This is a genomic window from Streptobacillus notomytis, from assembly GCF_001902585.1.
Classification (GTDB): domain Bacteria; phylum Fusobacteriota; class Fusobacteriia; order Fusobacteriales; family Leptotrichiaceae; genus Streptobacillus; species Streptobacillus notomytis.
Genome location: NZ_LKKV01000024.1, coordinates 62,290 through 80,911 on the forward strand (window position 1 = coordinate 62,290; position 18,622 = coordinate 80,911).

The 18,622-nt window shown below is 28.0% G+C and carries 20 protein-coding genes; 2 read left to right on the forward strand and 18 right to left on the reverse strand.

Going from position 1 to position 18,622, the window contains the following annotated elements; translation table 11 throughout:
• Window positions 1–8: 8 nt before the first annotated feature.
• Window positions 9–392, reverse strand: a complete 384-nt coding sequence (locus BUE91_RS01065) for a hypothetical protein (RefSeq protein ID WP_066901076.1) — start codon at window positions 390–392, stop codon at window positions 9–11.
• Window positions 393–552: 160 nt separating this feature from the next.
• Here BUE91_RS01065 and BUE91_RS07245 point away from each other — a divergent pair, with 160 nt between their 5' ends.
• Together BUE91_RS07245 and BUE91_RS01075 are read left to right on the forward strand one after the other, a co-directional pair.
• Window positions 553–735 (forward strand): hypothetical protein, encoded by a 183-nt coding sequence (locus BUE91_RS07245; RefSeq protein WP_073507661.1) that lies wholly within the window; start codon window positions 553–555, stop codon window positions 733–735.
• 118 nt (window positions 736–853) lie between these two features.
• On the forward strand, window positions 854–1,303 hold the full coding sequence (locus BUE91_RS01075; protein ID WP_066901078.1) for a DUF2147 domain-containing protein: 450 nt from the start codon (window positions 854–856) through the stop codon (window positions 1,301–1,303).
• Between the two features lie 41 nt (window positions 1,304–1,344).
• Here the strand turns inward: BUE91_RS01075 and lysS are convergent, their stop codons facing one another.
• The 17 genes from lysS to BUE91_RS01160 form a co-directional block, all read right to left on the reverse strand.
• Window positions 1,345–2,835: a lysine--tRNA ligase gene (gene lysS, locus BUE91_RS01080; RefSeq protein WP_073507662.1), complete on the reverse strand. Its 1,491-nt coding sequence runs from the start codon at window positions 2,833–2,835 to the stop codon at window positions 1,345–1,347.
• The gene (locus tag BUE91_RS01085; protein WP_073507663.1) at window positions 2,825–3,199 is read right to left on the reverse strand and encodes a hypothetical protein; all 375 of its coding nucleotides are present in this window, start codon (window positions 3,197–3,199) and stop codon (window positions 2,825–2,827) included. The genes lysS and BUE91_RS01085 overlap by 11 nt, the downstream gene beginning before the upstream one ends.
• 8 nt (window positions 3,200–3,207) lie before the next feature.
• Window positions 3,208–3,627, reverse strand: a complete 420-nt coding sequence (locus BUE91_RS01090) for a hypothetical protein (RefSeq protein ID WP_066901084.1) — start codon at window positions 3,625–3,627, stop codon at window positions 3,208–3,210.
• Between the two features lie 12 nt (window positions 3,628–3,639).
• Window positions 3,640–4,104, reverse strand: coding sequence for a 23S rRNA (pseudouridine(1915)-N(3))-methyltransferase RlmH (locus BUE91_RS01095; protein ID WP_066901086.1), 465 nt, complete (start codon window positions 4,102–4,104; stop codon window positions 3,640–3,642).
• A gap of 51 nt (window positions 4,105–4,155) precedes the next feature.
• Window positions 4,156–5,964: a DNA mismatch repair endonuclease MutL gene (mutL, locus tag BUE91_RS01100; protein ID WP_073507664.1), complete on the reverse strand. Its 1,809-nt coding sequence runs from the start codon at window positions 5,962–5,964 to the stop codon at window positions 4,156–4,158.
• Window positions 5,965–6,327: 363 nt separating this feature from the next.
• The gene (locus BUE91_RS01105) at window positions 6,328–6,579 is read right to left on the reverse strand and encodes a hypothetical protein (RefSeq protein WP_066901090.1); all 252 of its coding nucleotides are present in this window, start codon (window positions 6,577–6,579) and stop codon (window positions 6,328–6,330) included.
• 13 nt (window positions 6,580–6,592) lie between these two features.
• Window positions 6,593–7,894, reverse strand: a complete 1,302-nt coding sequence (locus BUE91_RS01110; protein ID WP_073507665.1) for an ABC transporter substrate-binding protein — start codon at window positions 7,892–7,894, stop codon at window positions 6,593–6,595.
• A gap of 18 nt (window positions 7,895–7,912) precedes the next feature.
• Window positions 7,913–8,746 (reverse strand): carbohydrate ABC transporter permease, encoded by an 834-nt coding sequence (locus BUE91_RS01115; RefSeq protein ID WP_066901094.1) that lies wholly within the window; start codon window positions 8,744–8,746, stop codon window positions 7,913–7,915.
• Between the two features lie 17 nt (window positions 8,747–8,763).
• Entirely contained in the window at window positions 8,764–9,657 is an 894-nt protein-coding gene (locus BUE91_RS01120) for a carbohydrate ABC transporter permease (RefSeq protein WP_073507666.1), read from the reverse strand.
• 60 nt (window positions 9,658–9,717) lie between these two features.
• Window positions 9,718–11,025 (reverse strand): ABC transporter substrate-binding protein, encoded by a 1,308-nt coding sequence (locus BUE91_RS01125; RefSeq protein WP_073507667.1) that lies wholly within the window; start codon window positions 11,023–11,025, stop codon window positions 9,718–9,720.
• 27 nt (window positions 11,026–11,052) lie between these two features.
• Window positions 11,053–11,982, reverse strand: a complete 930-nt coding sequence (locus tag BUE91_RS01130) for a dihydrodipicolinate synthase family protein (RefSeq protein WP_066901100.1) — start codon at window positions 11,980–11,982, stop codon at window positions 11,053–11,055.
• Complete coding sequence (locus tag BUE91_RS01135) at window positions 11,979–12,830, reverse strand: ROK family protein (RefSeq protein ID WP_073507668.1); 852 nt, start codon at window positions 12,828–12,830, stop codon at window positions 11,979–11,981. Before BUE91_RS01135 ends, BUE91_RS01130 begins: the two co-directional genes overlap by 4 nt.
• Window positions 12,827–13,525 (reverse strand): N-acetylmannosamine-6-phosphate 2-epimerase, encoded by a 699-nt coding sequence (locus tag BUE91_RS01140; protein ID WP_066901104.1) that lies wholly within the window; start codon window positions 13,523–13,525, stop codon window positions 12,827–12,829. The genes BUE91_RS01135 and BUE91_RS01140 overlap by 4 nt, the downstream gene beginning before the upstream one ends.
• A 9-nt stretch (window positions 13,526–13,534) precedes the next feature.
• The gene (locus BUE91_RS01145; RefSeq protein WP_073507669.1) at window positions 13,535–14,353 is read right to left on the reverse strand and encodes a MurR/RpiR family transcriptional regulator; all 819 of its coding nucleotides are present in this window, start codon (window positions 14,351–14,353) and stop codon (window positions 13,535–13,537) included.
• Window positions 14,350–15,285 (reverse strand): tRNA wybutosine-synthesizing protein 4 beta-propeller domain-containing protein, encoded by a 936-nt coding sequence (locus BUE91_RS01150; protein WP_073507670.1) that lies wholly within the window; start codon window positions 15,283–15,285, stop codon window positions 14,350–14,352. Before BUE91_RS01150 ends, BUE91_RS01145 begins: the two co-directional genes overlap by 4 nt.
• 150 nt (window positions 15,286–15,435) lie before the next feature.
• Window positions 15,436–18,054, reverse strand: a complete 2,619-nt coding sequence (gene adhE / locus BUE91_RS01155; protein WP_073507671.1) for a bifunctional acetaldehyde-CoA/alcohol dehydrogenase — start codon at window positions 18,052–18,054, stop codon at window positions 15,436–15,438.
• A gap of 131 nt (window positions 18,055–18,185) precedes the next feature.
• Entirely contained in the window at window positions 18,186–18,551 is a 366-nt protein-coding gene (locus BUE91_RS01160; RefSeq protein WP_066901112.1) for a Rid family detoxifying hydrolase, read from the reverse strand.
• Window positions 18,552–18,622: the final 71 nt, after the last annotated feature.

Below are 18,622 nucleotides of genomic sequence, written 5' to 3' on the forward strand. Positions count from 1 at the left end.
TCCTTTCTTTATAATTTAAATTTTAAAAAACTAATACCTTGTATCATTAATCTAAATGAAATAAATCCAAATCCACATGTAAGTAGTGAATATATTGGATTTGTATCAAAAAATTTAATATTTACCCTATATACAAAATAAAGAGCCAACATATATATTCCATACCTTTTCATAGAATCTATAAACATTGTGCCCCTATTTCCTTTTAAATATACTATTTTATGTACTGTATAAAGTAACATTAAATTTGATACTATAGATATTAAAATTCCAAAAGATAAAGATAACATTAATATATTCATCTTCATAATTCCAATGAAAAAAATTAGAATTGAAATTATTAATAATAATTTTACTATTTTTTTTACCTCATCATTAATACTCCAAAACATAATCTTTCTCCTCTAGTTTTTCCATACATTCATGATACCACTTTGAAAAAGACAAGTCAATATTTTTTTAATACGAACAAGCTATTTAAATCATAGCTTAAATGTATTGAAATTAAAATAAAAGTATTATATTATATTTATATAAAAGGAAGTAATTAATATGATTAATATCCGCCCAGTATTTCACTTTACATTTAATGATGACATTGAAAAAAAACTTGATGAGGCAGATACTTTTGCAGAAAATTCTTCTACTCGTCTTTCTAAATCTGAGATTTTCAGTAAAGTAAGGAAAAAAATTAATGAATGGGAAAAAATAAAAGATAATATTTTTACTTTTTAGTCAATATGTTAATATTATTTGACAATTGACAATTTTTTTAAAATTTAATATAATAACTATAGTTCTTATGAAAGGAGATGTATATTTATAGTTTTTAAACTATATAATACAAAAATTTATGAAAAAAATAATTACATTATTACTTTTATTAGTAGCTACTCTTTCTTTTTCTGATAAAAAAGAGGCATTTGGAGTTTGGATAACAGAGGCTAGTTCAAGTGGAAATAGAATTATAGTTGAGATTTATGAAAAAGATAATAAATTCCATGGAAAAATATTAGAATTAACTGATAGATTTGATAGTGAAGGGAATTTAAAAAAAGATAGTAATAATCCTGACAAATCAAAACAAGATAGAACATTAGAAGGTATAGATTTTGTTAGCGGGTTTACATATAATGAATCTAATAATACTTATGAAAACGGAACTATTTATGATCCATCAAGTGGAAAAACTTATGATAGTTATATGCAATTACAAGAAGATGGAACTTTAAAAGTTAGAGGATATATTGGTATTTCATTAATAGGTAAAACACAAATTTGGAAAAGATACGAAAAAATGTAATAAAAAAGGGTATGATAATATTATCATACCCTTTATATATATTATTCAAAATGTGTTTCCTTTTTTAAAGTAGGGAACATAATTACATCTCTTATAGATGATGAATTTGTAAGTAACATCACAAGTCTATCTATACCTATTCCAAGTCCTCCAGCAGGTGGCATTCCATATTCTAAAGCTCTAATATAGTCTAAATCCATTTCAGATGCTTCATCATCTCCATTTTCTTTTGCTCTAACCTGTTCTTCAAATCTTTCTTTTTGATCTTTAGGATCATTTAACTCAGAATAAGCATTACCATATTCTCTTCCTGTAATAAATAGCTCAAATCTATCTACCCATTCACTTTCCCCTTTAGAATTTTTAGATAAAGGTGAGATTTCTTTTGGATAATCTGTAACAAATGTTGGATTAACAATAGTATGTTCTACCTTTTCTTCAAATAATAAGTTTAAAATACCAAATTTAGTATAACTCTTATCCTTATCTAAATGTATACCCAGTCCCTTAGCAAATTCTATTGCTGATTCATCAGTAGTATTTTCATCCATAACAAAACCTGTATGTTCTCTAACTATTTCTCTCATAGTTACTCTTCTCCAAGGTTTTGCAAGATTTATAGTTTTATCTTCATAAGGTATTTCGTAAGTTCCATATAGATGATAAGTAAGTGATGAAATTAAATCCTCAGTAATATTCATCATATCATTAAAATCAGCATAGGCTTGATAAAGTTCCATCATAGTAAATTCTGGATTATGTTTAATAGATACTCCTTCATTTCTAAAGTTTCTATTTATTTCAAAAACTTTTTCAAATCCTCCAACTAATAGTCTTTTTAAATAAAGCTCTGGTGCTATTCTTAAATACATATCCATATCTAAAGCGTTATGATGAGTAATAAATGGTCTTGCATTTGCACCACCTAAAGTAGGATGTAACATAGGAGTTTCAACTTCTAAAAATCCTTTTTTCTCTAAATATGTTCTGAAATATCTAATTATTTCAAATCTTTTTTTCATAGTATCCATAACTTCAGGATTCATAACTAAATCAATATATCTTTGTCTATAACGCATTTCAATGTTTTGAAGTCCAGAAAACTTATCAGGAAGGGGTCTAATATTTTTAGATAATATCTCTAAATGTGATGCTTTAATTGTTAACTCACCTGTTTGTGTACGAAATAATTTACCTACTACTCCAACAAAATCTCCTGTCGCAAGTCTTTTAAATGTTTCGTATTCTTCTTCCCCTATTTCGTCTTTTTTAGCATAAATTTGAATTTTCCCTGTAGGATCTTGAATATGTGCGAACCCATTTTTACCCATTCTTCTATATGACATTATTCTTCCAGCAGTTTTAAATTCTTTTTCTGAAGATTCATCAAAGTTTAAAATACTTCCTATTTCATCTTTTTTATCAAAATATCTTCCATATGGTTCTAATCCTAAAGATTTCAATTCATCAATTTTTCTATATTTCTCTTTCATTACATAGGTTTCATTAACTGCATTTTCTTTATTTTCCATTTATTCCTCCTAAGTTAATTTTAACTTCAAAACTTGAAATTAAATTTTCTATATCCCTATCACTATATATATTATACACTAATTTAAACCAACTTTTTCCCTTTTCAATCTCCTTTGTTAATATATATACTTGCATCTCTAAACCATTCATTTTTATTAATGACATAGTTAATCTACCTTTTATATATCTATGTAAGTATTCTATTTCCCCAATTTTTTCTAGTAACATCTCATTTTCATGAAATTTCCATAAATATTTTTCATTATTATATATATAACTTAATTCACTATTATAATACTTAAATTCTATATTTTCAATTAAACTAACATCCCCTGTGAAATTATCTTTTATTTCAATTTTCATATTTATTCCTAATTTTCAAATTTTTCATCATCAAATAGGTCATCAAGGAAAGTGTCTATATCCTCATCATCTTCATCTGAATAATCATTTAATAACCCCATATCATCTTCTATATAATTATCCTCTAATCCATTATCATCATTAAAAGCTGGATCAAAATCATTATAATCATTTTCTTCATACCAATTAAATTCTTTTTCATTTATCTTGTATGATTCTTCTTGAAAACTATCTAATACATTTTCTTCTTCATCTTCATCTTCTACTAAAATCAAGTCATCATCATCATAAAAAAATACTTTTTTAATTCCATATTCATTTTCACATATCAAATATTCTATACCTGCATACGGAAATTCCCCAATACATGTAAAATACTCTAAACTCTCATTTACATCATATTCAAATTCATCACCTATTGTATACATCAAAAACTCCTCCTATTTATGATATTTAATATTATTTTCTATACATATACTTCTATAAATTTGTTCTATAAGAATAAGTCTCATTAATTGATGTGGGAACGTCATTTTAGAAAAACTTAATTTAAAATCTGCCAATTTTCTAACTTCATCATTATATCCATTAGAACCTCCTATAATGAAATTTATTTCACTATAGTTTAATTTTAAATTAGATATTTTATAAGCTAATTTTTCACTTGTAATATTTTCACCTTTAATATCTAATAATATATTGTATCCAGAATTTTTATTTATATTTTCTATTAATAATCTTGATTCTTTATTAATAGAAAAATTAATATTATTGTCTGCTTCTTCTTTTAATTCAATAATATTGATTTTAACATATTTAGATAACCTTTTTAAAAATTCTTCTATACCATCAATTATATATTTTTCCTTTATTTTTCCAACACAAATTAAATTAATTTTTAACACAAAAATCCACCTTACCAAGTTTATATATCATATATAGAAGGAAAAGTCAAGTTATTTCACACGTCCAAACATTTTGTCTAAATCGTATTTAGATATTTTAGATATAATAGGTCTTCCATGAGGACAAGTATACTTACCTACTTCATGTAATCTTCTTACCATATTTTGCATTTCTTTAATATTTAATTTTTGACCTGCTTTAATAGCTCCTCTACAAGACATAGATATTATTATTTTTTCTCTAATATCTCCTACCTTATTTTTATTCTTTAAATCAATTAATATATTTTCTAAAATATTAGTTACACTCTCTCTAAAATTAAAGTTAGGAACTGCCCTTAAAGCTATTTGATTATTTGAAATCTCATCAATTTCAAAACCAAGCCCTTCAAATATCTCCATATTACTAAATATTATATCCTTATCAACAGGAGTAATATCTATTAATTCAGGCAAAAGAAGTATTTGAGAACTAATTTGCTTTTTTTCAAAATTAGCCATTAATTCTTCATAAAGCAATCTTTCATGTATAATATGTTGATCATATATTTCCAAATTATTATCTCTGCTAACTAATATATATGTATCAAATATTTGACCTAATACTTCATAATATTTTACTTCTCCTTCTTTTTTTTCAAAAAATGGTTGTAAATACTCTGATTTTTTTTCTTCTTTTTCTAATATAATCTCTTCCTCTTCTTTCTCATAAAAAGGATTTTCATATATTAACTTAGATTCTTTTACCTCAAAATCCGTTTTTTCCTTAAACAATAAAGGCTCAGTAATAATTTCTTCTTCATCTTTTAATAATGTATTTAAAGGTTCATATTTTATTTTTACATCATCTTCAACTATTTCTTTGGTTTTAGGTATTAATGTAGGCTGCCAAGATCTTCTATCAAACTCATAAAAGAAATTTTCAATAGATCTTTTAATATCTCCATATACTATTTTTTCATCAGAGAATTTTATAATTTTCTTACTTGGATGTACATTTACATCTATTTCTTGTGGATTTACATCATACATTAGTATAACAAAAGGATATCTCCCTCTCATTAATTTAGTATAATAAGCATCTATAACTGCCCTATCAATCAAATTAGATTTAACATACCTACCGTTAACATAAGTGTATATATATTCTTTTGATGACCTTAAAATTTCAACATTACCTAAATACCCATATTCAAATTTCTCTAAATTTTTAAGTACATTCTTACCAAAAAGCTCAAAAATAGTATTTTCCATACCATTACCTGTCGTTTTTAAAGTAGTTTTACCATCTATATATAGAGTTATTGAAACATGTGGGTTAGCTAAAGCCTCTTTAAGAACTATATCTTTAATCTTATTATATTCAGTTCCTTCTTTTCTTAAAAATTTCTTTCTTGCTGGTGTGTTATAAAACAGATCCCTTATTTCTATCTCAGTTCCTATACTTCTAGAAAAACTTTCATATTTTCTAACTACTCCAGCATAAGCATTAAGTATTGTTCCCATTTTATCTTCTGCTGTTTTACTACTAATAGAAAGCTTTGAAACAGCTGCAATTGAAGCCAATGCCTCTCCTCTAAATCCATATGTACGTAAATTAAATATATCTTCTTTAGTAGATATCTTAGATGTAGCATGTCTTTCTATACTTAAAAGTACATCTTCTCTACTCATACCTTTTCCATTATCTGATATTTTTACATATATTCCTCCATTTAATACCTCTATTTGTATAGATGTTGATCCTGCATCTAAAGCATTTTCAAGAAGTTCTTTTATCATACTTGCTGGATTTTCTACAACTTCACCAGCTGCAATAATATTTGAAATACTATCATCTAATATTTTTATAAGAGCCATATTTATCACTTCTTTCACTAGTTAATATTTTAATAAAATGATATCATAAATACTTGAAATAAGCAAAGATAATAATTGAAAAAATAGTAAAATACTGCTATAATTAATTTGCGAAAATATTCGGAATAGTGATAACAGATTTTTGGGCTTTACTCTTTGGAAAAGGGGCTGTCACTGTTAATGTATGCTTAAGGAAATCACGAAATGACATAGAGCTTTTACGGATCTTATAATATCTAATATATGGCTACCACGTTTTATTTATAAGGCGACCAATTCTCATCACTCCGGTATTTTGGCTTATATAAAAAAGTCTGAAATTTTTAATATATTAAAGTTTCAGACTTTTTTGATTATAATAAATTACTTATTTTTTCTAAATAAGTATATTATAATATTTAACAATGCACTTGTAACTACTATAGGCATGTAGTTAAAATACATTGCATAAGTTCTAGAATGATAAGGAATTACAAATAACATAATAACTCCAACCATATTAATTATTAATGGTGGTAAATATAACTTATTTGTGACCTTATTTAAAAAGAATGTAAATAATAGTGATCCTAATATATATAACTTACTATAATAAAACCATAATAAAACTATCACAACTCATACACCCTTATTTCGCATCTTCAATTGTCTTAGTTGCATCTATAACAAACTTATCTAGTCCATCTTTAGGACTAATTTGTCCATTTAATACAGCTTGCACCATATTTGACCATAATGGTCTCATTTGAGCAAATCCATCTATAGTGTTGTAATATGGTCCATAATTTCCATTTATAGATTCTATAAATCTAGTTTCCTCATCATCACCATAAAGTCCTGTTTTCCCAACTGGTGAGAAGTTTCTAGTTGCCTTAAGAGCTCTTTGACCCCATACTTCATCATTAATTACAAAATCTATAAATTTTTTAGAAGCTTCAATTTTAGCTTTATCCCCATTATTAAATACAGCTCCTCCTGCAAGCAACATCTCATATTTAGCCTGTCCACTACTATTTGGCATAGCTACATATACAGGATCTAACTTACCTTTTTCTATAGCTATTTGATTTCCTCTTATAGCATTTAATCCAGGTGAGTAAATCATAGTACCTGCTGAAAGTCCACTTCTAAATGCTTCTAAAGCATCTTTTGCCTCTGATGAAACACCATCTCCTAATAATCCCTCATCATGTGCTTTCTTAGCCCATTCTAAAGCCTTAATCCCCTTTTCATTATTAACTATATACTTAGTCACGTCTTTATTTGTAAGCCAAGTATCAAATAGGTTAAGAACAAAAGATCTTGGTCCATGACTTCCATCTGTTGATTTATTGAAAAATATTATTGGATCTATACTTGAATCTCTTTCTTTAATAGCTGTTAATAAGGCTTCAAATTCTTCTACCGTCCAATTTCTTCCAGGTCTATTTAATGGCAACATATCAGTAACACCTAATCTATCTGTAATAACTCTATTAAATGCCATAACAAATGGTGCAGTACCTAATGGGTATAGATAAAGTTTTCCATCATGGCTTGCAGCTGAAACTATTGTGTCAGAATAAACAGAAGTGTCAATATCAAAAGGAACTAAATATCCTTTTTTAGCCCAATCTATTACCCTTCCTGGAGCATCAATAATAACATCAGGATTTGATTTAGAAATAATAGCAGTCTCAAGCTTTGCAGGTCCATCTGTAAAATCTATTTTTTGATATTCAACCTTAATATTGGGATTTGCTTTCTCAAATGCTTTTATTAAAGCCATATCAAATTCTTCAGATGTTTTTAATTCAGCATCTGCATTGAAATTAGGAAAGGACCAATATTTAATTGTAACTATTCCATCTATTTTATTATTCTTGCCACAAGAAAATATGCTAATAGATAATAAAACTGTAATTATTAACATTTTAATTTTTTTATACATGATTTCCTCCTAAAATATTTATCCTTTAACAGCTCCCATAGTAACTCCTTGTGTGAAATAGCTTTGGAACATTAAAAATACTATTATCATAGGCATAGATGCAAGGGCTGCCCCTGCCATTAATAATCCATAATTTAATGAAAACTCTGCAAGTTGTGCCATTGAAGCCACACCTAGTGGTAATGTTTTCATCAATTCACTATTAGTAAATATTAATTGAGAGAAATAATCATTCCAGCTTGCAATAAATGTAAATATTGCTAAAGCTCCTATTCCAGGTTTAACTATAGGTAATACTATAGATAAAAATGTTTTAAATTCTCCACAACCATCAATTTTTGCTGATTCAAGCAATTCATTAGGAACTGAATGTGAGAATTGTTTCATTAAGAATACTCCAAAAGGCCATCCTACTGCTGGTAAGATTAATGCTTGATATGTATCTATCCAACCTAATTCAGTTATAAACTTAAGTAATGGTATTAAAATTACTTGTTTAGGTAATGCCATTGCAGCAACAAACACTATAAATAATACATTTACTCCTGGAAAACTTTTTTTAGCTAAAGCATATCCTGCAAGTGTTGCAGTTACACAAACTAATATTGTTGTCATACTAGAAATAAATACCGAATTAAAGAACCATCTTGCAGTATTATTTACTAATAATTGTCTATAGTTATCAAGAGTTGGCGAAATTGGTATCCATTGTGGTGGTATACTTATTGCAACATCTTGTATTTTAAATGAACCTGTTAATATCCAATAAAATGGAAATATAAAGAACAGAGCAAATATAATTAATACTATTATTGATATTACACCTAAAGGTGTTGTTTTTTTAACTTCCATACTTTCTCCTAACCTAATTAATCTACATCATGTGATAAGAATTTAAATTGTAATACTGAAATTATACCAATTATAATCGCAAGTAATACTCCCATTGCTGATGAAACACCAAATCTAGTTTCTACTATTGCTTTTTGGTAAACTAAATACATTATTGTTGATGTTGAATAATTTGGTCCACCTGCTGTTAATAATTGTATTAAAGCAAATATTTGAAAACTATTAATAGTTGTAACAACCACTATATATAATGTTGTTGGTTTAATAGTTGGCCATATAATCTTTCTAAAACACTGAGAATCTGTAGCACCATCAATTTTTGAAGCTTCTATTAAATCTTTAGGAACATTTCCTAAAGCTGCTACATATAAAATTATAGGTTGACCAACACTAGTAGTAATCAGTATCGCTATAATGGCATATATAGCCGTTCTAGGATTACCAAGCCAATCTATTTGGTTACTTGTAATATGTGTACTATTTAAAATATAATTTAATATTCCATATTTTGGATGATAAATCCAATTCCATACAACAGTAACTGAAACTACTGATGATATAGCCGGTATATAAAATATACCTCTAAAAATCGATCTTACTAATGCACTTCTTTCATAAATATTAATAGCAACAAATATAGAAAATGCAACTACTATAGGAACTGCTATCATAGTAATTATTACAGTATTTGTTGCAGACTTTATAAACACATCATCACTAAATAAATCTATATAATGTTTTAATCCAACAAATGTTGTATTACGTCCTCTAAATCTAAATAACGATAAATAAATCCCTTTAGCCATTGGATATAAAACAAATGTTGAAAAGAATATCATTATTGGTAAAATAAATAAATATGCACTATAATCTATTTTTTTAAAGTTTATTTTTTTAATAGAACTAAACATCTATTGCACCTCTCCTTATATAAAAGGGGTAGAAAGCTCTACCCCTTCTATTTTCTATTACTATTTTGCGTCTTCAATTGTTTTATTTGCATTTTCAACGAATTTATCTAATGCTTCTTTAGGACTAACTTGCCCATTTAATACTGATTGAATCATGTTAAACCATAATGGTCTCATTTGAGCATAACCATCTATAGTGTTGTAGTAAGGTCCAAAATTTCCACTTTGTGATTCTATGAATTTAGTTTCTACATCATCACCATAAAGCCCTTTTTTCCCAACTGGTGAGAAGTTTCTAGTTGCCTTAAGAGCTCTTTGTCCCCATACTGAATCATTAGCTATGAAATCAACAAATTTCTTAGCAGCTTCACTTCTTGCCATATCTTCATTATCAAATATTGCTGCCCCTGCTAATAAGAATTCAAATTTAGATTGTCCACTTTCATTAGGGAAGGCAACATATACTGGATCTAATTTACCTGCTTTTATAGCTTCAACATCTGCTTTCCCACCTTTTAATCCTGGTGAGTAAAGTATTGTTCCTGCTGCATTTCCACTTCTAAATGCTTCTAATGCATCTTTAGCTTCTGATGAAACTCCTTTTCCTAAAAGTCCTTTATCATAAGCTTGTTTAATCCATTCTAAACTCTTAACTCCATTTTCATCATTAATAGTATACTTAGTTATTTCTTTATTTGTAATCCATGAATCAAATAAGTTAGAAACAAATGCTCTAGGACCTTGATCCCCTGCTTGTGATTTAGTATATAATAATATTGGATCTATTTTTGATGCTTTTTCTTTAATAGCTGTTAATAATACTTCAAATTCAGCAACTGTCCAGTTTCTTCCAGGTCTATTTAATGGCAACATATCAGTAATACCTAATTTATCAGTAATAACTCTATTAAATGCCATAACAAATGGTGCTGTTCCTAATGGATATAGATATAATTTACCATCATAACTTGAAGCTGATAACATAGATTTAGAATAAACAGAAGTGTCAATATCAAAAGGAACTAAATATCCTTTTTTAGCCCAGTCTATTACTCTTCCTGGAGCATCAATAACAACATCTGGAGTCGATTTAGATTGTATAGCTGTTTCAAGTTTTGCTGGTCCATCTGTAAAGTCAATTTTTTGATATTCAACTTTAATACCTGGATTTGCTTCTTCAAACGCTTTTATTAAAGCCATGTCAAATTCTTCTGGTGTCTTAAATTCTTCATCAGCTGTAAAATTAGGGAAAGACCAATATTTAATAGTTACAGGTCCTTCAGATTTTGTTTCTGTTTTTTTACCACACGAAAATGCTGTAAATGCTAATGCAGCTATAGCTGCTAACATTTTGAATTTTTTATTCATAATTCCCTCCGATATATAATATTTATTTTAATTGCAATACTTATTAATTAATTTTTCTATCTTATCATTTAACTCTTTAGCAAGCTCTATATCCTTTTCTTCAACTACAGGTAACATTGGTCCTCTTGGAGCTCCTGTATGTATTCCTCTTAAATGTAAAATATATTTTGCTAAACCATATAATGATGGTCCTTTTAATAATCCTTTTATTACTTCATTTACTTCATTTTGTAATTCTCTTGCCATGTCAAATTCTCTATTTTCCATGTATTCATTTAATTTAACGAATAATTCAGGCATAACTCCATATGTTCCACCTATTCCACCATCTGCTCCTATCATACGTCCTGCAATAAATTGTTCATCTGGTCCATTAAATACTATAAATTCACCATTTTTTACTTTAGAACCTATATATTTAAATTGTTGTAATTCAAATGTAGATTCAGAAGAACATTTAATTCCTATAACCTTTTCCATAGCAGCCATTTCTTCTAATAAGGAAATAGGTAGGTTAAATCTAGTTGTTTGCGGTATATGATAAATAATAAATGGTAAATCTGTAGCATCTATCATAGCATTCCAATGTTCTTTTACTGCCTTAGGAGAAAATCCATAATATACACATGGAATTGATGATACTGCATCAACACCACATTTTTTAGCATGTTTAGCAAGTCTTACTGATTCAGGGGTAGAATTTGCACCCACATGAGCTATTATAACTAACTTATCTTTAGCTACTTCCATAACTGCTTCAAGCACAGCTTTTCTTTCTTCTTCACTTTGAAGTACTCCTTCTCCTGAAGATCCTCCTACATAAAGACCTTTTACTCCTTTTTCAATGTAATACTTTGTTAATTCTTTTGCTCTTTCTGTTGAAATGTTCCCACTATCATCATAAGTAGAATACATTGCAACAAATACTCCTTTAAATTTTTCTAAATTGTAACTCATTTCATTTCCTTTCTAACTATGTTATATATTCCATATATTCCTGCTGAATTTTTTAAATTTGCTAATTTAACATTACTCTTAAACTGTTTTCCTATTAATCTTTTATCCAAGAGTTCTAATATCTTATCCTCTAAGTATTTTCCTTGGGCAGTAATTCCACCACCTATTACAATGTTATCAGGATTAATCATATAAATAATATTTAACAATCCTGTAGTTAAATTATATACCATCTTATCTATAGCTTCATTACATAATGCATCACCTTTTTTAGCCTCTTCAAATACATATTTTCCATCAACTTTTTTACCCAATTTTTCACTAACATAATTAGTTAAATATGTTGCTGATGAAAAATCTTGAAAATGTCCATCATTTAATGGCATATATCCTATTTCTCCAGCAGTCATTGAAGCACCACTAAATATATTACCATCTAATAGAAGAGAACCACCTACTCCCGTTCCTATAGTTAGCATAAACATAGAACCCTCATAATTAGAAAAACAATATTCTCCAAATGCTGCTGAATTAACATCATTTTCTACAAAAGTTTTTAATCCATATTTTTCTTCTATTATTTTTCTAAACTTAGTTCCTGTATATTTAGGGATAGTAGGTCCAGCAAATATAACCTCACCAATTTTAGAATCTACTACTCCTGCTGTTGAAATACCCACAGCATCAACATCAGTATTTTCTCCTACTATTTTTAATACATCTTCTAAAATATGGTTATCATCTTTAGTAATTCTAGTTTCTATAGTTTTTACTTCAAAATTATTAATATCTTCTATTATTGAATATTTAATATTAGTTCCACCTATATCAAAACAAATTATTTTCATTTTAATCCCATACCTTCTATAAATCTATTTGCTATTTCTAAAGGTCTTGTAATAGCTCCTCCTACCACTACTGCATATGCTCCAAGATCTAACATTTTTTTAGCTGCACTAGGATCATGTATTCTTCCTTCTGCAATAACAGGTATTTTAAGTATAGTAGCTAATTTTTCTACTAACTCATAATTAGGTCCTTTATCCATAGTTTCTGTATAAGGTGTATATCCATTAAGTGTTGTTCCAACAATATCTACTCCAGCTTTTTCAGCATTTATTCCTTCTTCTAAATTTGAGATATCAGCCATTAGTAATATGTTTGGATATTTTTCTTTAATTTCTGCAATAAATTCATTAATAGTTTTTCCATCATATCTATCTCTTAAAGTGCAATCTAGTGCTATAATATCTGCACCTGCTTCAACTAAATCATCTATTTCAGACATACCAACAGTAATATATTGAGGAAATCCTTCATAATTTTTCTTAATTAATCCTATTACAGGAACATCAACTTCCTTTTTTATTTCTCTAACATCTAATGTTCCATTTGCTCTTATTCCCTTTGCACCTGCCATTATAGCTGCCCTTGCCATTAATGGCATAATTGTAGCATTTTCAATGTATAATGGCTCGCCACGAAGTGCTTGACAAGACACTATTAATTGTCCTTTTAATTGTTCTAATAATTTGTTACTCACTATTTCCTCCTATTTATTCTTATTGGCTATAGCTTCTGCCATACCTTGTCTTACTAATTTAGCTTTCTTACTATTTCTCAGAGCATATCCTGTAGCTAATACATCTATAATATATAACTGGGATATCTTAGATACTAACGCGCCTCCATTAAGTAAAGTTTCTTTACCAGAAGTTAATATAACAATATCTGACATTTTAGCAATGGGAGATAATATATAATTTGTAATAGCTATTATCTTACAACCATTTCCCTTAGCTATTGATAGTGGATAAATTAAATCTACTGTTTCTCCAGATAAACTTATTACTACTATTACATCTTTTTCTGTAGTTGTTGAAGCATACATAACTTGGAAATGTCCATCACTTACACTATGTCCAATTTTCCCAAATCTCATAAACCTATTTTGAAATTCTAAAGCAGCAACACCTGATGCTCCCATTCCAAATACATATAGTTTTTTAGAATTTTCTATTGCTTCTATAGCTTTTTCTACATCTTCCTTATTAATTAAAATCTTAGTATCTTTTATTGTTTCTAATATGTTGTATTCAATATTTTCAATATAGTGTTCTTTAGTTTGCTTCTCATCTTCCATTTTTGCTATTTCTCTTGCTACTTCAAGTTTAAAATCAATAAAACCTTTAAATCCAATTTTTTTTACGAACCTAACTATAGTTGCTTCTGATACATTTATTTTTTTAGTAATTTCATGAAGAGGCATAAAACAAATTGCATCTCTTTCTTTAATTACATAATCTGCCACCTTAATTTCTTGTTTACTAAAAGATGGGTAAAATGATTGTATCAATGTAATATATTTCATGTTAAATCTCCTATTAAAACTTGAGCTGTCCTATATCCAGGCTTTATTTCTCCATTAATTAAATAAACTTTTTTATCAATTTTTATCATACTAGAACCACAAGTAGCATTTAATATATCTCCATTAGATATGAATATAAATTTTTCTTCTAATGTGTTAAATAGATATATGTCCTTATTCCACTTAAATTCTTCTCTATTCTTAGAAAAATAAGCTTTCTTAAACTCTATATCTCCTAATCTTTGTACTGCTTCATCATAAATTTCTTTGTTGCAACCTCCCACAATTAAAAAATTATTATCATCTATCTTACAAGAGGCTGCAGCAGTCAAACAAATAGGAGGGAGAGTTATTTTCTTCCACTCATTCTTATCTATATCATATAAATATGAATCTAAATAACAAATATTTGAGGCACCACTAAATAAGTATAATTTACCATTAGATATGAAGTTTATAGATTGTTCTCTAACCTCACCTATAAATTTAGTAAGTTTACTTAATTTCAAGTTTTTTAAATCAAACTCATATATATATTCTTTCCCAAAATAAATCTTCTCGTTATATACTCCACCAAATCCACCAACAATTTCAAAACCTAAATCAAAAATTTCTGTTTCAATAACCTTATTTCCCTCTAGTGTGTATTCATATATTTTTGTATTTTCTGCACCTGATATTAAATATACCTTATTATCATAATTTACTACTATAGATTTATCAGGGCAAATCTTACCATTTTGTTTAGAAATCAAATTAAAATCTAAATCATATAAGTACATATCACTATATACTTTTCTACTTCCATATGGAGGTGTTCCATTTGGAAAATTAGAACCACCATATATTAATATATATTCACCTATTCTTGAACAGAACATAGATGTCAATCCTAATTCATGTCCTACATTTTTTAAAAACTTAAATTGCATTTTAATCACCTAGTATATTATACCTCAATTTTTCAAAAATGCAAAAAAAAATGAAAAAAAATTTCATTTATTTTTTTCATGTAATAATGTGCATTTGATTATTATAATAAATAAAAATACTCGCGCGAACACGAGCATTTTATTTTACTTTTATTTAGAATTTTTCATTTTTAAATATTCTTCTTTCCCGTAATAAGATTTCAAGTATATTTCTTTTAATTCTGAAATTAATGGATATCTTGGATTTGCAGGAGTACATTGATCATCAAATGCATCAACTGATAACTCATCTACAGCTTCTAAGAAATCTTTTTCAGATATTCCCCAATCTCTAATAGTTTTTGGTATTCCAATTTTTTCTTTTAATTCTTCTATACCTTCAATTAAAGCTTCAATTTTTTCTTCTTTAGTTTGACCAGCTTTAGATAATCCTAAGAAATCAGCAACCTTAGCATAACGATTTCCTGCATCTGGATATCTATATTGAGGGAATACTCCCATCTTAGTTGGTGCTTCTTCTGCATTAAACCTTATAACCTCTGATATTACTAAAGCATTTGCTATACCATGTGGTACGTGGAATTTACCTCCTAATTTATGTGCTAATGAATGGTTAATTCCTAAAAATGCATTTGCAAAAGCCATACCTGCTATACATGATGCATTAGCCATTTTTTCTTTAGCCTTAACTGCTTTTGAACCTAATATTACTGATTCAGGTAAATATTGCATAACTAATTTCATAGCTTCTAATGAATAAGGTTTTGTATATTCAGTTGCTAAAACTGAAACATATGATTCTATAGCATGTGTAAATACATCTATACCTGATGCTACAGTTAATCCTTTAGGCATAGTTAACATTAATTCAGGGTCGTTAATAGCAACATCTGGAGTTAACTCATAATCAGCTAATGGGTATTTTATTCCTGTTTCATCATCAGTAATTACTGAAAATGGTGTTACTTCTGAACCAGTTCCTGCAGAAGTTGCAACAGCTACAAATTTAGCTTTAATACCCATTTTAGGGAATGCAAATATTCTCTTACGTATATCCATAAATCTCATAGCTAAATCTTTAAATCTAATTTTAGGATATTCATATAGCACCCACATTATTTTTGCAGCATCCATTGCAGAACCTCCACCAAGTGCAATAATTACATCTGGTTGATATTCTCTCATAGCCTCTGCTCCTGCAATAGTAGAACTTAATGTAGGGTCTACTCCAACATTTGAAAATATTCTGTAATCTATTCCTATTTTTTCTAATACTTTAGTAATATGGTTAGTATATCCTAATTCTGCTAAAGTACTATCTGTTACTATAAAGGCTTTTTTATGATTATCATCTTTTAATTCTTCTATAGCTACAGGAAGTGATCCATATTTAAAGTAAATTTTTTCTGGAACTTTAAACCACAACATATTTTCCCTTCTTTCTGCTACTGTTTTAACGTTTAATAAATGCTTAACTCCTACATTTTCTGATACAGAGTTTCCTCCCCATGATCCACAACCTAGTGTTAATGATGGTTCTAATTTAAAGTTAAATACATCCCCTATTGCTCCAAGTGATGCTGGCATGTTTATAAGGGTTCTTCCTGTTTTCATTTCTCTACCAAATCTATTAATCTTTTCTATTTCAGCTTCATTTATATACATACAAGAAGTATGTCCAAGTCCACCAAGTTCAATTAATGCTTTAGCTATAATCATTTGTTCTTCAAATCCTTTAGCTTTATACATAGCTAGGATTGGAGATAATTTTTCATGAGCGAAAGCTTCTTTTTCAGAATAATCTTTAACTTCCCCTATTAATACTCTAATATTTTCAGGTACTTTTAATCCAGCCATAGTAGCTATAGTGTATGCACTTTGACCAACTATATCAGAATTTAAAGCTCCTTCTTTAAACATTACATCTCTAACTTTTTGAATTTCATCTTTTTTAAGAACGTATGCTCCTCTATTTATAAATTCTTTTTTAATTTCATCGTATCTTGATTCAGGTAATATAACAGATTGTTCTGATGCACAAATAACACCATTATCAAATGTCTTTGATAATAATATGTAATTTGCTGTCATCTTAACATCAGCTGTTTCATCTATAATTACTGGAGTATTTCCTGCTCCTACCCCTATAGCCGGTGTTCCAGAAGAATAAGCACTTTTAACCATTCCAGGTCCACCTGTAGCTAATATTAAATCAACACTTGCCATTAATTCTCTTGAAAGTTCCATACTTGGTTCATCTATCCAAGATATGATATTATCTGGTGCTCCATATTTTTTAGCAACCTCTAATGCAAGTTTTGCTGCATATATAGTTGAATTTTTAGCTCTTGGGTGTGGAGATATAATAATTGCATTTCTTGTTTTTAATGCAAGCAATATTTTAAATATTGCTGTAGATGTAGGATTTGTTGTAGGTATAACACCTGCAATAACACCAATAGGAGTAGCTATTTTCTTAATACCATAAGATTTATCTTCTTCTAAAATACCACAAGTTTTTTCATCTTTATACTTGTTATATATGTATTCTGATGCGAAGTGATTTTTAATAACCTTATCTTCTATTAGACCCATACCTGTTTCTTCAACAGCCATAGTTGCAAGAATAATTCTTTGATCATTAATAGTTTGAGCAACTTTTCTAAAAATTTTGTCTACTTGCTCTTGCGTAAATGAAGCATATTGTTCTTGGGCTTCTCTAACTTTTTTCATCATTTCTTTTAAACTTTTGATGTCTTTAACTACCATTTTTACCTCCAATAATTTTTAACTTTAACCTATCTAGTTAAATATTTATCATTATACCTCAAAAATCCCAAAAAATCAAGATATATTTTTCACTTTTTAAAAAATAGTCCAGTAAAAATCTGGACTATCTTCTATTTTTTAATATATGCTATAGCTTCAATTTCAACTAAACCACCCTTAGGTAATTTACCTACCTCAAAGGCAGATCTTGCAGGAAATGGTTCTTGAAAATATGTTTCATAAACTTCATTTACAGATGTAAAGTCGTTTATATCATCTAAAAGAACCATAGTTTTAACTACATCTTTTGTAGTTAATCCATTAATTTCTAAAATTGATTTTAAATTTTCTAATGATTGTTTTGCTTGTTCTGCTGCTGTTTTTCCTTCTATAACGTTAGTTTCAGGATTTATTCCTAATTGTCCTGAAATATATAGGAAATCTCCAGCTATATAATATGCAGAATATGGTCCTACTGCATTTGGTATTTTTTTCATAATTTCTCTCCTTTATTTTAAAAATAGCTTACTAAAGTAAGCTATTTATATATTATTATTCAGCTATATCA

Excerpts from the sequence above, each read along its gene's own strand:
- BUE91_RS01065 (WP_066901076.1), bottom strand. The coding sequence starts at position 392 with ATGTTTTGGAGTATTAATGATGAGGTAAAAAAAATAGTAAAATTATTA.
- BUE91_RS07245 (WP_073507661.1), top strand. The coding sequence starts at position 553 with ATGATTAATATCCGCCCAGTATTTCACTTTACATTTAATGATGACATT.
- BUE91_RS01075 (WP_066901078.1), top strand. The coding sequence starts at position 854 with ATGAAAAAAATAATTACATTATTACTTTTATTAGTAGCTACTCTTTCT.
- lysS (WP_073507662.1), bottom strand. The coding sequence starts at position 2,835 with ATGGAAAATAAAGAAAATGCAGTTAATGAAACCTATGTAATGAAAGAG.
- BUE91_RS01085 (WP_073507663.1), bottom strand. The coding sequence starts at position 3,199 with ATGAAAATTGAAATAAAAGATAATTTCACAGGGGATGTTAGTTTAATT.
- BUE91_RS01090 (WP_066901084.1), bottom strand. The coding sequence starts at position 3,627 with ATGTATACAATAGGTGATGAATTTGAATATGATGTAAATGAGAGTTTA.
- mutL (WP_073507664.1), bottom strand. The coding sequence starts at position 5,964 with ATGGCTCTTATAAAAATATTAGATGATAGTATTTCAAATATTATTGCA.
- BUE91_RS01110 (WP_073507665.1), bottom strand. The coding sequence starts at position 7,894 with ATGTATAAAAAAATTAAAATGTTAATAATTACAGTTTTATTATCTATT.
- BUE91_RS01115 (WP_066901094.1), bottom strand. The coding sequence starts at position 8,746 with ATGGAAGTTAAAAAAACAACACCTTTAGGTGTAATATCAATAATAGTA.
- BUE91_RS01120 (WP_073507666.1), bottom strand. The coding sequence starts at position 9,657 with ATGTTTAGTTCTATTAAAAAAATAAACTTTAAAAAAATAGATTATAGT.
- BUE91_RS01125 (WP_073507667.1), bottom strand. The coding sequence starts at position 11,025 with ATGAATAAAAAATTCAAAATGTTAGCAGCTATAGCTGCATTAGCATTT.
- BUE91_RS01130 (WP_066901100.1), bottom strand. The coding sequence starts at position 11,982 with ATGAGTTACAATTTAGAAAAATTTAAAGGAGTATTTGTTGCAATGTAT.
- BUE91_RS01135 (WP_073507668.1), bottom strand. The coding sequence starts at position 12,830 with ATGAAAATAATTTGTTTTGATATAGGTGGAACTAATATTAAATATTCA.
- BUE91_RS01145 (WP_073507669.1), bottom strand. The coding sequence starts at position 14,353 with ATGAAATATATTACATTGATACAATCATTTTACCCATCTTTTAGTAAA.
- BUE91_RS01150 (WP_073507670.1), bottom strand. The coding sequence starts at position 15,285 with ATGCAATTTAAGTTTTTAAAAAATGTAGGACATGAATTAGGATTGACA.
- adhE (WP_073507671.1), bottom strand. The coding sequence starts at position 18,054 with ATGGTAGTTAAAGACATCAAAAGTTTAAAAGAAATGATGAAAAAAGTT.
- BUE91_RS01160 (WP_066901112.1), bottom strand. The coding sequence starts at position 18,551 with ATGAAAAAAATACCAAATGCAGTAGGACCATATTCTGCATATTATATA.